Raw genomic sequence first — 15,458 nt, forward strand, 5'->3', positions numbered from 1 at the left:
GCGGGGCTTAGACGTCCGCTGCCCTTGCCCGCAGGGCCCGGGCCACGCTGTCACGGTTTTCCAGCATCATCCGGCGCAGTGCTGCGCTCTCCTCGGGAAGTCCGGCCAGGAAGGCATCGGTGCGGTCCACCGTAGCTTGTGTTGTGAGCTGTGCCGGGTAGAGACCCACCACGATCTGCTGTGCCAAGGCATGGGTGCGTTCCTCGACGATTCCAGGCACTGCCTCAAAATACTTCTCCGCGAAAGGCTCCAGCAAGGCGGTGTCCGTCACGCGCATGAAGCCGGCCACCGCTGAGGCTTGCAGGGCGTTGGAGAGGTCCCCCTTGACCACGATTGAATCCCAGGCTGCTGCCTTTGCCTCCGGCGTGGGTATGGCCGCCTTGGCCAGTGCTGCCGCGTTGTGGCCGTTGGAAGTGTTGTCGCGGGAGAGTTCTTCGTCTATGCGGGCCTGATCCTTCCGTCCGCCGGCCACCAGCGCCGTGAGGAGCTCCCACCGCATGTCCTGGTCGATAGAGAGGCCCTCGAGTGTCTCCGTGCCATCCAAGAGGGCCTGAATACGGTCAAACTGCCCGCCACTGCGTGCCAGCTGGGCGAATGACTTGGCGAACTGCAGTTGGGCGTCCGAGCCCGCCGCCGCGGACGAAGCGAGGTCCCACAGTTTGTCTGCGGCCGCAATCGTCGAGGCAAGCTTGTGTTCTGCCGCAACGAAGTACGTCAAGGTGGTGGCGAGCTGACGCAGCTGGACCAGGATCACCGAGGAGTCCGTTTCCGAGGCGATGTTCGCCAGGATCAGATCAACATAGCCGCGGGCGGGGGTTTCCCCGTCACGGGCTGCATCCCATGCCGAGCCCCACACCAGGGTGCGCGGCAGGCTGGCTGCGAAGTCTTTCAGATGGGCTTTGGCGGTGGCGAGGGAGTGTTCGTCCAAGCGGACCTTGGCATAGGCGAGGTCGTCGTCGTTGAGCAGGATCAAGTCCGGCCGGGCTTTGCCCACCAACGCGGGTACTTCTGTGCGGGGGCCATCGACGTCGAGTTCCTCGCGATGCGTCCGCTCCAGCTTGCCGTCGTCGGAGAGTGAGTAGAAGCCGACGGCGAGTCGGTGCGGGCGGAGGGTGGGCTGTTCCTCGATGGCAGTCTGGAGGATCGCGAAGCCGGTGATGGTGCTGTCACCGGCAACTTCCAGCTCGGGCGCCAGGGTGTTCACGCCGGCAGTTTCGAGCCACAGCTTGCCCCATGCGTCCAGGTCCCTGCCGCTGGCGGCTTCGAGTTCCACCATGAGGTCGGCGAGCTCGGTGTTCTTCCAGGCATGCTTGGCGAAGTAGGTGCGCACGCCGGCCATGAACTGTTCCGGACCCACCCAGGCCACCAACTGCCGCAACACCGAGGCGCCCTTGGCGTAGGTGATGCCGTCGAAGTTCACCTCCACGTCTTCAAGGTCGTTGATCTCGGCGAAGATCGGGTGTGTGGTGGGAAGCTGGTCCTGCTTGTAGGCCCATGACTTCTCCACGGAGGCGAAAGTGGTCCAGGCCCGGTCGAATTCCGTGTTTTCCACGGCGGCCAGGTGCGACATGTATTCGGCGAAGGATTCGTTGAGCCAGAGGTCGTTCCACCAGCGCATGGTCACCAGGTCCCCGAACCACATATGCGCCAGTTCATGCAGGACCGTGATGGCGCGACGTTCAATCTGGGCGCCTGTGACTTTTCCGCGGAAGACGTAGCCTTCCAGGATGGTCACGGCACCGGCATTTTCCATGGCTCCGGCGTTGAACTCCGGGACGAACAGCTGGTCGTATTTCTCGAACGGGTACGGGAACCCGAACTGTGCCTCGAAGAATTCGAAGCCTTGGCGGGTCAGCTCGAAGATGTTGTCCGCATCGAGGTACTGCATGAGCGACTTGCGGGCAAAGACTCCCAACGGAATCACCCGGCCGTCGGAGCTGGTGACCTCGGAGCGAACTGATTGGTACGGCCCGGCGATCAAAGCCGTGACGTAGGAGGACAGGCGCGGGGTGGAGGCGAAGTTCCACACGGACCGTGCGGTGCCATCGCCGGCAGCAGGAGCTTCAACGGGAACCGGGGTGGGGGAGTTGGAGATAACGTCCCAGTGCGATGGCGCAGTGACCGTGAACGTGAAGCTGGCTTTCAGGTCCGGCTGCTCGAAGACTGCGAACATGCGGCGGGAGTCGGGAACTTCGAACTGCGTATACAGGTAAACCTCGCCATCCACGGGGTCTACGAAGCGGTGCAGGCCTTCCCCGGTGTTCATGTACGGAGCATCCGCCACCACCACTAATTCGTTGTTCGCGGCCAGGTCAGGGAGCTGGATGCGGACGCCGTCGGAGACCTCAGCCGGGTCCAGTTCCGTCCCGTTCAAGGTCACACTGTGGACTGCCGCCGTGATGGCGTCGATGAACGTCGACGAACCCGGCTCTGCAGAAAACCTAACCACCGTAGTGGAGCCGAAGGTCTCTGAACCTTGAGTCAGGTCCAGGGTGACGTGATAAGACTCGACGTTGAGCAGTTCGGCGCGTTTGGCAGCTTCGTCGCGCGTGAGGTTCAGGCCTGGCAAGTGGTGCCTCCGAAGATTTGGGATGGCCGGCCTGTCGTGGCCGGACGCTGGTGTGAAGCCATTCTTTCACTCCGCGCCGGGAAGGCAAGGAGCGGACACCACAGTGTCGCCCTACGGAGTAGCGTTGGACTATGGCATCGTTCCGGGAAACTCTGGATTTCCGCGCACTGAGGTTTGCGGTTGCCTTTCCGCTGCTTCTTGCCGTCGGGTTTGTGGTGTGCGCCCAGATGTTGCGCAACGAGCTCCCCAATCCTGTTGCGGTGATGTGGAACGCCGACGGCGGCAGTTCTTTCGCGCCGTTCGGCGCCTATGTGGCTGGCGGCGCTGCCCTCATCATTTTCTGCGGCTGGGCAGTCTTTCTTCAAGCAGTGTCAATAACCAGGCCTGTAGTCATGCGGCGGGTCATGATGGGCCTGGGCCTGACGGTAAGCCTCTTCATCACCACCGTGGTGGCGGCCGGACTAGTGGGCCAATCAGGTCTGCCGGACGCGCGCGAGTCCCATGTGGACCCCATTGTGCTGGCCATGGGCAGCGGCGCCGCCGTGGCTTTGGGCGTGGTGATGATGTTCGCGTTCAAGCCGGACCCGCGGTGGACCCGGGAGGATGACGTGGCGCTCGAAGAAGAGCTGCGGCTTCTTGAAGATCCCGATCTTGCCCGCGATACGCTCCGGCTGTGGGTGCATGCCAGGAGTTCCGTCTTCATCATGATCGTTGTCTCGGCATTGTTCCCCGCTGCACTGATAGCGGTGGCTGTCCCATGGCTTGGGGCCCTGGTTGCGGCGGCCGCGTTGGTGGGCGCAGGGTTCCTGTTCGCGCGGGTGCGGGCTGATCGTGGAGGGCTCCAGGTATTCGCCGGCGGGATCGTACGCGTCTTGACAGTACCCGCCGTCGACATCGCCGCAGCCGCCCCCGCAGAGGTCAAGGCCGCAGATTATGGCGGGTGGGGCTGGCGGCACCACGATGATGCCACCGCGATGCTGGTCGGCAGCGGCCCGGCCGTCGTCGTAAGGAAACTTAACGGTGGCCGGGTGGCGCTGAGCGCCGGCACGCAGGCCTCCGCGGACAAACTTGCGGGAGTCTTGAACCGGGCGGCGCATCGTGCCCGGGGCGACGGGCCGCCCCTATAACCCCGGTAGCGGTACCCTAGGTAGCGCATCCCTCATCGTCGGGCCCGGCCGCACGCCGCACCCGCGCGCCAGAAAGAATGGACTTCCTGTGACTACACCCCGCGTCCACATTGCTACAGACCACGCCGGTATGGAACTCAGTGCCCACTTGGTCAGCCACCTCACGGCCAAGGGCTACGAAGTGGTGGATCACGGGCCCAAGGAGTACGACGCCCTGGATGACTACCCTTCTTTCTGCATCAATGCCGGCCTTGCCGTTGTTGCAGACCAGAAGGCCGGAGTGCACGCCCTTGGCATTGTGCTGGGCGGCTCGGGCAATGGCGAGCAAATTGCTGCGAATAAGGTCAACGGCGTCCGCGCTGCCCTGGCCTGGAACCTCTCCACTGCAAAGCTGGCCCGCGAACACAACGACGCCAACGTCGTAGCTGTTGGCGGACGCCAGCACACCGTCGAAGAAGCCACCGAGCTCATTGAGGCCTTCCTGCAGGAGCCCTTCAGCAACGACGAACGCCACGTTCGCCGCATCGGAAAAATCGCGGTGTACGAAACCACCGGCGAGATCGTCGAGTAGTGCCTGAGGGGCATTCGGTCCACAGGCTGGCCCGCCAATTCCAGGACGTCTTTGGGGGCCGGCGTCTGGAAGTTTCCAGCCCGCAAGGCAGGTTCACGGCGGGCGCGGAGCTCCTCACCGGGCACATCCTGGTTGACTCCACTGCCCACGGAAAGCAGCTCTTTCTCAGGTTTGACCACGATCTCTTCCTCCACGTCCACCTGGGTCTTTACGGGGCGTGGAGTTTCGGCGGCGACAGTACCTTCACGGGTGCGTCCAGCATCGGCGCCCCGCGGCGCATCGGTGAACGGGAAAGCGCCTCTGTGGCGGACGACGATGCGTACGACGGCCCGCCCCCGCCGGTAGGCGCAGTGCGCGTCCGCCTGGTCTCTGACCACGGTTGGGCCGATCTCCGGGGCGCCACCACGTGTGCAGCCATCACCGCTGCTGAGGCTGCGGCCGTGCTGGCGCGCCTGGGCCCGGATCCGCTGCATAACCGGCCCGGAGACCGTGATGAGTTCATTCGACGCCTGCGTCGGCGTAAGACGGCAGTAGCGCTGCTGATGATGGACCAGTCGGTGCTGGCCGGGGTGGGGAACATCTACCGGGCCGAAGTCTTGTTCCGGCAGGCTGTGGACCCGTGGACGCCGGGAAGCGGCATTGATGCCGAAACGGCTGGTCGGCTCTGGGATGACACCGTGGTCACCATGTCGGACGGCGTCCGTGATGGACGGATTGTTACGACGCCGTCCACGCTGTGGACCGGCGGTGGCGTGATGGCGCCCGACGCCGACGCCCACTTTGTCTATAAGCGCCAGGGCCTGCCCTGCCGCGCCTGCGGGACGCTGGTGGGGGTAACTGAAATTGGCGCCCGCAAACTCTACTGGTGTCCCGGCTGCCAGGTTTAGGAAAGTTCCTGGTCAACAAAAAAGGGCCCCGATCCGTGGATCGGGGCCCTTTTGTATGGAGGGGACGACGGGAATCGAACCCGCGTAATCAGTTTGGAAGACTGAGGCTTTACCATTAAGCTACGTCCCCAGGACGGATATCCTTGTTTTGGACATCTTCCCGGTGGCTGTTCAAGCCGGGTACAACTAAACCTAATTCCGGCCGCAGTGTCAAATGTGCATTCTTGGCCCGCTTGCCCGTAGACTGTCCTGTGCCTTCGGGGTGTAGCTCAGCTTGGCTAGAGCACCTGCTTTGGGAGCAGGAAGTCGCAGGTTCAAATCCTGTCACCCCGACTCTGTGTTTGTGTCTGTTCAGGGGCACAACAGAAACCCATACCCACGAAATCAGGAGTACTTAGACTGTGAAGAGCGCTGTCGAGAACCTCACCGCAACGCGGGTCAAGCTCAACGTTGAGGTTCCCTATGAGGAACTTAAGCCGAGCATCGATGCCGCGTACAAGACCGTTGCTTCGCAGATCCAGGTTCCCGGATTCCGCAAGGGCAAAGTTCCCTCCAAGCTGATCGACCAGCGCGTTGGCCGCGGCTACGTTCTGGAGACCGCCATCAACGATGGCCTCAATGGCTGGTACCAGGCCGCAGTCCAGGAAACCGGTGTTCGGCCCCTGAGCCGCCCCGAAGTTGAAATCACCGAGGTTCCGGATCCGTCCGCAACCGATGGCGAGCTCAAGTTCCAGGTAGAGATCGATGTCCGCCCCGAGATCGAGCTGCCGGACTACGCCGGCATCAAGGTTGAGGTTGCTGCTGCGGAGTCTTCCGAAGCTGATGTCGACAAGGCGCTGGACGAACTTCGCGGCCGCTTCGGCACGCTGAAGTCCGTTGAGCGTCCTGCCAAGAACGACGACTTCCTGACCATCGACATCACCGCCACAATTGACGGCGAAGACATCGATTCCGCTTCCGGCCTTTCGTACCAGGTTGGTGCCGGCACCATGCTCGAAGGCCTTGACGAAGCCGTGACCGGCCTGTCGGCCGACGAGGAAGCACTCTTCGAGACCACGCTGGTTGGCGGCGACCACGCCGGCGAGGCCGCTCAGGTGAAGGTTGTTGTCAAGGCCGTCAAGGAGCGCGAGCTCCCCGAGGCAAACGACGACTTTGCGCAGCTTGCCTCCGAGTTCGACACCCTCGCTGAACTTCGTGAGGACCTCGCCAAGCAGGCTGCTGATTCCAAGGTAGTGGAGCAGGGCGTTGAAGCTCGCGACAAGGTTCTTGACAAGCTCGTTGAGCTGGTTGAGGTTCCTGTTCCCGACTCCGTGGTTGAAGAGCAGATCGAGGCTCACTTCAACCCGGAAAACGCACACGGCGAAGGTGACCATGACACCGAGGAGCACCGCGCCGAAGTCAAGGCCAACACCGAGCGCGCCTTCCAGAACGAGATCATCCTCGACGCCATTGCGGACAAGGAAGAAGTGGACGTCAGCCAGAATGAGCTGATCGACTACATCGTCACCACCGCAAGCCAGTACGGCATGGACCCCAACCAGTTCGCCCAGATCATCGATCAAAGCGGCCAGGTTCCCATGATGGTTTCCGAGGTCCGCCGTCGCAAGGCCCTGGCAGTTGTGCTGGGCCAGGCAGAGGTAGTGGACTCCGAAGGCAACAAGGTTGACCTCACCGACTTCGTCCGCCCTGCAGGCGAAGCAGCAGCCGAAGAGGACGCAGCAGTTGAAGCAACCGAAGAAGCTGAGGTTTCCGCAAGCGATGACCCCGCAGCAGTGAAGTTCTAGTCAACGACTCCTACCGGCCCCGGATCACATGATCCGGGGCCGGTTTGCTTTAAGGCTGAACAGCGGTCCTGATCGCCGACGTGCGCCGTCAGCGAACAGTGCGATTTCAGCGAACAAATCGCCCGTGAAAACGGTTAGTGTCCAAGTAGTGAAGTTCAGTGAGGTCACTGGCACCAGCGAGAGGTAAGTACTTATGTCACAGCAATCAGAGGCTCCCCGGATGGCAACTGTCGATCCCGCAGCCCAGGACAACTACATCTACAACCGCCTGCTGAAAGAGCGCATCATCTGGCTCGGCTCTGAAGTCCGTGACGAGAATGCCAATGCCATCTGCTCTCAGCTCCTCCTCCTCTCGGCTGAAGACCCTGAGAAGGACATCTACCTGTACATCAACTCCCCGGGTGGTTCCGTGACCGCCGGCATGGCGATCTACGACACCATGCAGTTCATCCCGAACGACGTCGTCACCGTGGCAACGGGTCTGGCCGCCTCCATGGGCCAGTTCCTCCTGTCCTCCGGAACCAAGGGCAAGCGTTACGCGACGCCCAATGCCCGCATCCTGATGCACCAGCCCTCGGGTGGCATCGGCGGTACCGCCTCGGACATCAAGATCCAGGCAGAACTGATCTTGCACATGAAGAAGGTCATGGCTGAGCTCACGGCAGAACAGACCGGGCAGTCCGTGGAGACCATCCTCAAGGACAACGACCGCGACAAGTGGTTCACCGCGACTGAGGCATTGGAGTACGGCTTCTTCGACAAGATCTCGGCGCATGCCGGTTCTGTTGCCGGTGGCGGCGGAACGGCCAACCAGTCGAACTCCGAAAACTAACCGGCACAAGAACCACTGAAACCCCAGGAGTAAAGAACATGAACTACAACTTCGGATGGTCTGCCGGTAATCTCCCGTCCAGCCGTTACGTCCTGCCCCAGTTCGAGGAGCGCACGCCTTACGGCTTCAAGCGCCAGGACCCGTACACCAAGCTGTTCGAGGACCGCATCATCTTCCTCGGTGTACAGGTGGACGACGCTTCCGCTGACGACATCATGGCCCAACTGCTGGTCCTTGAGTCGACTGATCCGGACCGCGACATCACCCTGTACATCAACTCGCCGGGTGGCTCCTTCACGGCAATGACGGCCATCTACGACACCATGCAGTACATTCGTCCGGAGATCCAGACGGTGTGCTTGGGTCAGGCAGCCAGCGCGGCCGCAGTCCTCCTTGCCGCCGGCACGCCCGGTAAGCGTCTGGCACTGCCGAACGCCCGCGTTTTGATCCACCAGCCGGCGCTTTCCGGCGGTCAAGGTGGACAGGCGTCCGACCTCGAGATCCAGGCGGCGGAAGTCATGCGCATGCGCACCTGGCTTGAAGATACATTGGCACACCACTCGGGCCGTACGTCCGAACAGGTCAACAATGACATCGAGCGAGACAAGATTCTTACCGCTGCGGATGCCCTGAACTACGGTCTCATTGACCAGGTTCTGGACTCCCGGAAGATCAAGCCCCAGGCAATCACCCGGTAGCACACGGATTTGGACGCCGGTGCGGTTCACGAAATATGGACCGCACCGGCGTTCTGTTTCCACCCAAGCAGCCCATTGTGACCTAGAGTGGATCTTGTCACGGTGGTGCCAGCCGCGGCGCAGCCGCACACTTGAGTACGGCGCGGAGCCGCATCACCCGCATGCAACGAAGGGATTCACACATGGCTCGGATTGGCGAGAGCACGGATCTGCTGAAGTGTTCTTTCTGCGGAAAGAGCCAAAAGCAGGTACGGAAGCTGATTGCCGGGCCCGGTGTATACATCTGCGATGAGTGCATCGAGCTTTGCAACGAGATCATCGAGGAAGAGCTCGCGGAAGTTTCCGATCTCGGCAGTTTTGAACTGCCCAAACCTCGTGAGATCTTCGACTTCCTGCAGGAATATGTGATCGGCCAAGAGCCGGCCAAGCGTTCCCTTGCGGTAGCTGTCTATAACCATTACAAGCGCATTCAGGCCGGTCACGCTCCCAAGGCCGGCAGCCTCGGTGAGGGATCCCATCACGAGGATGTGGAGATCGCCAAGTCCAACATCCTTCTGATCGGCCCTACAGGCTGCGGAAAGACCTACCTCGCCCAGACTCTCGCCCGTCGGCTCAACGTGCCGTTCGCCGTGGCCGACGCCACTGCCCTGACGGAAGCAGGCTATGTTGGCGAGGACGTAGAGAACATCCTCCTCAAGCTCATCCAAGCCGCTGACTATGATGTCAAGAAGGCCGAGCAAGGCATCATCTACATCGACGAGATCGACAAAATCTCCCGTAAGAGCGAGAACCCGTCCATCACCCGCGATGTATCCGGCGAAGGCGTGCAGCAGGCTCTGCTCAAGATCCTTGAAGGCACCGTGGCCTCTGTTCCACCCCAGGGTGGAAGGAAGCACCCGCATCAGGAATTCATTCAGATCGATACCACCAATGTCCTGTTCATTGTGGCCGGAGCCTTCGCGGGACTGGAAGACATCATTGGTTCGCGTTCCGGCCGCAAAGGCATCGGATTCGGTGCGCCGCTCAACGAAGCCCGGGACAACGTGGATACTTACGGCGAAGTTATGCCTGAGGACTTGCTCAAGTTCGGGTTGATTCCGGAATTCATCGGCAGGCTCCCGGTCATCACTACGGTCTCCAGCCTGGACCGGCCGGCATTGATTCAGATCCTGTCCACGCCAAAGAACGCCTTGGTGAAGCAATACCAGAAGATGTTCCAACTTGATGGCGTGGAGTTGCAGTTTGACGACGACGCCCTGGATGCCATAGCGGACCAGGCTCTTGAACGTGGCACGGGCGCACGTGGCCTGCGGGCCATCATGGAAGATGTATTGCTCCCCGTCATGTTCGATCTTCCCAGCAGAGACGACATCGCAACCGTGGTGATCACGGCCGACGTCGTTGCCAAGACAGCACAGCCCACCATGATTGCCCACGACGTAGTGGCAAAGCGGCGGAATAAGTCCGCCTAGACTGCCGTTGGAAAAAGGGAGCGGCTTGGTTGCGAGCTGCCTTTAAAGCCACGTTTCCACTCTTCCGAGGAGTTCTCTGTGTCCGAACAGCTTGTGTCTGAAGTGACCGCGTCCCACAAAACCGTCAACAAGGCAGATTTCTGGTTCGATCCCGTCTGCCCCTTCGCGTGGATTACCTCGCGTTGGATCGGTGAAGTGGAGCAGGTGCGGGGCATCGAGACCGAATGGCACGTCATGAGCCTTTCCGTGCTGAACGAAGGCCGCGATCTACCTGCCGACTACAGGGCCATGATGGACGACAGCTGGGGGCCCGTTCGTGTGATCATCGCAGCGCAGGAGCTCCACGGCAGCAGTTACGTCAAGCCCCTCTACGATGCCATGGGTGAACAGATCCACCATGAGGGCAACAAGGACCGCGCATCCGTGATTCAGAAAGCCCTGGCGGACACCGGGCTTCCCGCGGACCTGGCACGTTTTGCCACTTCCGATGAATATGATTCCAAGCTGCGCGCCAGCCACGAGGCCGGAATTTCATTGGTCGGCCAGGATGTAGGAACTCCCGTGGTATCCGTCAACGGCACGGCGTTCTTTGGTCCGGTGCTCACCCGCATTCCGCGTGGCGAGGAAGCCGGGAAGATCTGGGATGCAACCGTGACTCTGGCCGGCTACCCGCACTTCTTCGAGTTGAAGCGCAGCCGCACTGAAAGCCCTGAATTCAACTAACGGCTTGTTGCCCTCCAGAGGACATGACCGGCCTACTTGAGGAACCGTGACGTGCGCCGGTCGGCGAGGATCTTCCCGTTGGTCTGGCAGGTGGCGCAATACTGAAGCGAGGTGTCCGCGAAGGACACCTCGCGGACGGTATCCCCGCACACCGGGCAGGGCTGACCGGTTCTGGCATGGACCCGGAAGTTGCTGCGCTTGGTGTCTTTAAGCTCGTTGGAAGGTTTGCCGGCTGCTGCGTTGACGGCGCCGACCAGAACCTCCTGCATGGATTCATAGAGGCGGGCCACCGTTGCCTGGTCGAGGGACTTGGCGGTGGCGAACGGGGAAATCCTGGCGGCGTGGAGAATTTCGTCGCTGTAGGCGTTGCCAATCCCTGCGATCACGCTCTGGCTGCGCAGCAGGCCTTTGATCTGTTGCGAGCTGGAGCCCACAATGCCGGCCAGTGCGTCCAGGTCAAAATCGGGGCTCAGGGGCTCCGGTCCCAGCGTGGCTATTCCAGGAACGTCCTGAGGATCCTTCACCACGTAGATGGCCAGGCTCTTCTTGGTTCCTGCTTCGGTCAGATCCACCCCGATGTGGGCATCGTCGGCAGGCCTGTGGAGCAAGAGCCGTGCCGAGATGTTGCTTTTGCCCATGCGCAGCCCTGCAGATGACGGGTGTTCGGTATACCTGACCCAGCCGGCTTTTGCCAAGTGGAAAATAAAGAACAGTCCATCGGCGTCCAGGCATACGAACTTGCCGATGCGGTGCGCACCAAGGATGGTCCGGCCTTCGAGTGCAGTGAAAGGGGGATCGGCCGTCTTGAGTGCAGAGAAGGAGTTGATGCGGACCTCGGTCAGCACGGCTCCATGGAGTTGGGTGTCCAAGTACATGCACAGGCCGTGCACTTCGGGTAGTTCCGGCATGGTCAATACTCTGCCACAGCTGGCCTTCCAGCGGCACACAAACTACAGGTTTGTAGTTCTCGCGAAAGCCTTGTGCATCAACCCCAACGGGACAACAATGGTTCTTACCCACTTCGAAAGAAGAGGGACACGGAAACCAAAGATTCAGTGATTGCAACCGACGCAGCCTTTGGCAAAGTTGGAAGCAACCTACCAGTGATGAGGTAGGAAGACCTGAAATTCCAAGGATTCCGCCAGACTGTCAAGTCATCACCAGACAGCCGAAAAGTCGAAGCCCCACCAACGGCAAAACGCTGATGGGGCTTCCCCTTTGCCCGAAATCCCTGGATGGGACCGACTCTGGCTACGACGCGGGCTGCTCCTCGACAGGTGCCAGGACAACATCGCTGACTGTCAGTTCGCCTTCGCCGGACTGAAGAGTGATCTCCTGTGCGTTCGCGGCTGCCTTCAAGTCACCCAGGCCGGCCTTCAACTGGGCTACCAGCACTTCCGAAGCGGTAATGGATGCCGAAAGCACCTCGGTGCGCTGCTTGACCTTGGCCTCGGACTTTGCCTTGCGGATACCGCTGAGTGCTACGCCCACGGTGCCGAGCATGGTGGTGTCACCATCGGTGATCTCCAAGGCTGCCGGCCACTGTGCGCGGTGAACTGATCCGGTGCGCCACCAGCCCCAGACCTCTTCGGTGGCGAAGGGCAGGAACGGTGCGAACAGGCGCAGCAGGGAGTCAAGCGTTGTGGCCAAGGCGGCCAGGACGGATGCCTGCTCGGTTTCGCCAGCGGCACCGTAGGCACGGTCCTTGATGAGCTCCACGTAGTCGTCCGTGAACTGCCAGAAGAAGGACTCGGTGATCTGGAGTGCACGGGAGTAGTCGTAGTTCTCGAATGCCTTGGTGGATTGGGCAACGACGTCGGACAGTTGCGCGAGCAGCGCACGGTCCAACGGGTTGGTCAGCACCGAGAGGTCGCTGGACACCACCGAGTTCTCAGTAGCACCGAGGTTCAGTACGAACTTCGAAGCGTTCAACAGCTTGATGGCCAGGCGGCGGCCGATCTTCATTTGGGCGATTTCGTAGGCCGTGTCCGCACCAAGCTTGGCCGAAGCTGCCCAGTAGCGCACGGCATCCGAACCGTACTCGTTCAGCACATCCGTGGGCACCACCACGTTGCCCTTGGACTTGGACATTTTCTTCCGGTCCGGGTCAAGGATCCAGCCGGAGATGGCCGCGTGCTTCCACGGGGCGCTCTTCTGCAGGGCATCGGCGCGAACGGCAGAGGAGAACAACCAGGTGCGGATGATGTCGTGTCCCTGCGGACGGAGGTCGAACGGGTAGACCTTGGAGAACAGGTCCTCGTCGCGGCTCCAGCCACCCACAATCTGCGGGGTCAGGGAGGACGTTGCCCAGGTATCCAGCACGTCGGCGTCGCCGGTGAAGCCGTTGGGCTGATCGCGCTGTGATTCCTCAAAACCAGGTGCGGCATCAGCGGCAGGGTCCACGGGGAGCATCTGGTCCGAAGGCAGGATGGGGTTGTCGTAGTCTGGGTTTCCCTGGGCATCCAAGGGATACCAGACGGGAATCGGCACACCGAAGAAGCGCTGGCGGGATACCAGCCAGTCGCCGTTCAGGCCGGCGATCCAGTTCTCATAGCGTGAGCGCATGAACGCGGGGTGGAAGGTGATTTCCTGACCCCGGCCGATCAGGCGTTCGCGGCGTTCTTCGTCGCGCCCACCGTTGCGGATGTACCACTGCCGGGAGGTCACAACTTCCAGGGGCTTGTCGCCCTTTTCGAAGAAGTTCACCGGGTGGGTGATCTTCTTGGGTTCGCCATCAAGCAGGTCCGCTGCCTTGAGCAGTTCAACCACGGCTTCCTTGGCGGAGAAGGCAGTCTTGCCGGCGATCGCGGCGTAAGCTTCCTTGCCGGCCTCGGTGGTGATCCACTCCGGGGCTTCGGCAATGATGCGGCCGTCGCGGCCCATGATGGCGCGGGTAGGCAGCTGAAGTTCACGCCACCAGGTGACGTCGGTCAGGTCACCGAAGGTACAAACCATGGCGATACCCGAGCCCTTGTCCGCCTTGGCGAGGGGGTGGGCCTTGACCTCGAGCTCCACATCGAACAGGGGGGACGTGACGGTCTTGCCGAACAGCGGCTGGTACCGCTCGTCGTCGGGGTTTGCCACCAGAGCCGCGCATGCAGCCAGAAGTTCGGGGCGGGTGGTCTCGATGAAGATCTTGTCGCCGTCTTCGGTGAAGAACGGGTAGCGGTAGTAGGCGCCGGCAACTTCGCGGTCCTCAAGTTCGGCCTGTGCCACCGCGGTGCGGAATGTCACGTCCCAGAGTGTGGGTGCTTCTGCCATGTACGCGTCACCGGCAGAGAGGTTCGCCAGGAAGGCACGCTGGGACACCGCACGGGAAGTGTCGTCAATGGTGCGGTACGTCAGATCCCAGTCCACCGAAAGGCCGAGCGTCTGGAACAGGTTCTCGAAGACTTTCTCGTCCTCAACGGCGAGTTCTTCACACAGTTCGATGAAGTTCTGGCGCGAAACGACGTCGAAATCGCGTTGGTTCTTGGCCGGTTGTGCCGGGGGCGTGTAATCGGCCTTGTAGGGGATGGCGGGATCGCAACGCACACCGTAGTAGTTCTGGACGCGGCGCTCGGTGGGCAGTCCGTTGTCGTCCCAGCCCATGGGGTAGAAGACGTTCTTGCCGGTCATGCGCATGTAGCGGGCCTGGACGTCAGTCTGGGTGAAGGAGAACATGTGGCCCACGTGGAGCGAGCCGGACGCCGTGGGCGGGGGAGTGTCGATCGAGTAGACCTGCTCCCGGGTGGTGTCCGGGTTGAACTTGTAGGTTCCTTCTTCGAGCCAGCGCTTTGTCAAGGCAGCCTCAAGGCCTTCAAGGGCCGGCTTGTCGGGAACGTTGATGGGGGCGGTGGCGGGCGTGTCTGTACCCTGCGTTGATTCAGCCATGGGTCAATTGTTTCATGGCCTGGCGTTACAGCCCGCCCGTCAAGGGAGCCCACGCCCCGGATAAGGTTGTTCCATGACTTTGCCAGCGCACAGCACGCCTTCCGGACAGAACCCAAGGAACAACAAGACGGCGGTGGTCACCGGTGCCAGCACCGGCATTGGCGAGGCCACAGTGAAGGCGCTCGTATCCGCCGGATGGAAGGTCTTCGCCGTGGCGCGCCGGGCCGACAGGCTCGACGCCTTGAGCGCGGGCACTGGCGCCGTGCCGTTTCCCGCCGACATCACCAACGACGACGACGTCGCCGCCTTGCTCGCGGCCGTCTCCGAGGCCGGAGGTGCTGACACCCTCATCAACATCGCCGGCGGCGCACGCGGCGCTGACACCATCGCCAACGCTGACACCGAAGATTGGGATTGGATGTATCAGGTCAATGTCCTGGGCACCATGAAGATCACCCGCGCCTTCCTGCCCATGCTGCGGGAACACGGCGAAGGAACAGTCCTGAACCTCACATCCACCGCAGGGCTGTCCGCCTACGAGGGCGGCGCGGGCTACAACGCCGCCAAGTTCGCCCAGCACGCCATGACCAACGCCCTGCGCCTTGAAGAGGTGGGCAACAACGTCCGGGTCATCGAGGTGGCTCCAGGGCTGGTACAGACCGAAGAGTTCGCGCTGAACCGCCTCGGAGACAAAGACGCAGCGGCCAAGGTCTACGCCGGGGTCGAGAAGCCCCTGACCGCTGATGACGTGGCAGATGTGGTCAACTACGCCGTCTCACTTCCTCACCACATCAACCTCGACCAGATCGTGGTCCGCCCGGTGGCGCAGGCCGCCAACCATAAGCTGGTCCGCAAAGAAGGCTAAAGACGTTGCCAAGCCGCTGTGACGTCGCTGGCCCACGACGGTTTAGCGGCTTGGCGA

General features: G+C 61.6%; 12 protein-coding genes and 2 tRNA genes. 10 read left to right on the forward strand and 4 right to left on the reverse strand.

All coding sequences use genetic code 11. The features are described 5' to 3' along the window. Positions 1-7 precede the first annotated feature (7 nt). Positions 8-2,569: an aminopeptidase N gene (gene pepN, locus HAV21_RS03895; protein WP_166840502.1), complete on the reverse strand. Its 2,562-nt coding sequence runs from the start codon at positions 2,567-2,569 to the stop codon at positions 8-10. A 131-nt stretch (positions 2,570-2,700) separates the two neighbouring features. On the opposite strand from pepN, the gene HAV21_RS03900 reads away from it, so the two are divergent. From HAV21_RS03900 to HAV21_RS03910, 3 genes are all read left to right on the forward strand, one after another. Next, a complete protein-coding gene (locus HAV21_RS03900; protein WP_166840503.1) occupies positions 2,701-3,696 on the forward strand; it encodes a hypothetical protein in 996 nt (331 codons plus the stop codon). Between the two features lie 88 nt (positions 3,697-3,784). After that, entirely contained in the window at positions 3,785-4,267 is a 483-nt protein-coding gene (locus tag HAV21_RS03905) for a ribose-5-phosphate isomerase (RefSeq protein ID WP_011775062.1), read from the forward strand. Further along, positions 4,267-5,154, forward strand: coding sequence for a DNA glycosylase (locus tag HAV21_RS03910; protein ID WP_142938993.1), 888 nt, complete (start codon positions 4,267-4,269; stop codon positions 5,152-5,154). Before HAV21_RS03905 ends, HAV21_RS03910 begins: the two co-directional genes overlap by 1 nt. Positions 5,155-5,210: 56 nt before the next feature. On the opposite strand, the gene HAV21_RS03915 is transcribed toward HAV21_RS03910, so the two are convergent. After that, positions 5,211-5,284, reverse strand: a tRNA-Gly gene (locus HAV21_RS03915). Positions 5,285-5,412: 128 nt separating this feature from the next. On the opposite strand from HAV21_RS03915, the gene HAV21_RS03920 reads away from it, so the two are divergent. The 6 genes from HAV21_RS03920 to HAV21_RS03945 all read left to right on the forward strand — a co-directional run bounded on the left by HAV21_RS03920 (position 5,413) and on the right by HAV21_RS03945 (position 10,663). Next, positions 5,413-5,487, forward strand: a tRNA-Pro gene (locus tag HAV21_RS03920). A gap of 68 nt (positions 5,488-5,555) precedes the next feature. Then, on the forward strand, positions 5,556-6,938 hold the full coding sequence (gene tig, locus HAV21_RS03925; RefSeq protein ID WP_166840505.1) for a trigger factor: 1,383 nt from the start codon (positions 5,556-5,558) through the stop codon (positions 6,936-6,938). 220 nt (positions 6,939-7,158) lie between these two features. Further along, positions 7,159-7,770, forward strand: coding sequence for an ATP-dependent Clp protease proteolytic subunit (locus HAV21_RS03930; RefSeq protein ID WP_014922040.1), 612 nt, complete (start codon positions 7,159-7,161; stop codon positions 7,768-7,770). Positions 7,771-7,808: 38 nt separating this feature from the next. Further along, positions 7,809-8,468: an ATP-dependent Clp protease proteolytic subunit gene (locus HAV21_RS03935; RefSeq protein WP_142938995.1), complete on the forward strand. Its 660-nt coding sequence runs from the start codon at positions 7,809-7,811 to the stop codon at positions 8,466-8,468. Between the two features lie 182 nt (positions 8,469-8,650). Next, positions 8,651-9,940 carry an ATP-dependent Clp protease ATP-binding subunit ClpX gene (gene clpX / locus HAV21_RS03940; RefSeq protein ID WP_024816917.1) on the forward strand — a complete coding sequence of 430 codons (1,290 nt, stop codon included), beginning with the start codon at positions 8,651-8,653 and terminating at the stop codon, positions 9,938-9,940. A 78-nt stretch (positions 9,941-10,018) separates the two neighbouring features. After that, positions 10,019-10,663 (forward strand): DsbA family protein, encoded by a 645-nt coding sequence (locus HAV21_RS03945; RefSeq protein WP_142938996.1) that lies wholly within the window; start codon positions 10,019-10,021, stop codon positions 10,661-10,663. A gap of 32 nt (positions 10,664-10,695) precedes the next feature. Here HAV21_RS03945 and HAV21_RS03950 read toward each other — a convergent pair whose 3' ends face one another. Both HAV21_RS03950 and valS read right to left on the reverse strand, forming a co-directional pair. After that, on the reverse strand, positions 10,696-11,571 hold the full coding sequence (locus HAV21_RS03950; protein ID WP_165450190.1) for an Fpg/Nei family DNA glycosylase: 876 nt from the start codon (positions 11,569-11,571) through the stop codon (positions 10,696-10,698). 343 nt (positions 11,572-11,914) lie between these two features. Continuing rightward, a complete protein-coding gene (gene valS / locus HAV21_RS03955) occupies positions 11,915-14,536 on the reverse strand; it encodes a valine--tRNA ligase (protein ID WP_166840506.1) in 2,622 nt (873 codons plus the stop codon). A 73-nt stretch (positions 14,537-14,609) separates the two neighbouring features. Here valS and HAV21_RS03960 point away from each other — a divergent pair, with 73 nt between their 5' ends. Then, entirely contained in the window at positions 14,610-15,401 is a 792-nt protein-coding gene (locus HAV21_RS03960) for an SDR family oxidoreductase (protein ID WP_166840508.1), read from the forward strand. The last annotated feature ends 57 nt before the right edge of the window (positions 15,402-15,458 follow it).

It is taken from the genome of Paenarthrobacter sp. MSM-2-10-13, from assembly GCF_011605365.1.
Taxonomy (GTDB): Bacteria; Actinomycetota; Actinomycetes; order Actinomycetales; family Micrococcaceae; genus Arthrobacter.

Excerpts from the sequence above, each read along its gene's own strand:
- HAV21_RS03930 (WP_014922040.1), top strand. The coding sequence starts at position 7,159 with ATGGCAACTGTCGATCCCGCAGCCCAGGACAACTACATCTACAACCGC.
- HAV21_RS03935 (WP_142938995.1), top strand. The coding sequence starts at position 7,809 with ATGAACTACAACTTCGGATGGTCTGCCGGTAATCTCCCGTCCAGCCGT.
- clpX (WP_024816917.1), top strand. The coding sequence starts at position 8,651 with ATGGCTCGGATTGGCGAGAGCACGGATCTGCTGAAGTGTTCTTTCTGC.
- HAV21_RS03960 (WP_166840508.1), top strand. The coding sequence starts at position 14,610 with ATGACTTTGCCAGCGCACAGCACGCCTTCCGGACAGAACCCAAGGAAC.
- HAV21_RS03950 (WP_165450190.1), bottom strand. The coding sequence starts at position 11,571 with ATGCCGGAACTACCCGAAGTGCACGGCCTGTGCATGTACTTGGACACC.
- HAV21_RS03900 (WP_166840503.1), top strand. The coding sequence starts at position 2,701 with ATGGCATCGTTCCGGGAAACTCTGGATTTCCGCGCACTGAGGTTTGCG.
- valS (WP_166840506.1), bottom strand. The coding sequence starts at position 14,536 with ATGGCTGAATCAACGCAGGGTACAGACACGCCCGCCACCGCCCCCATC.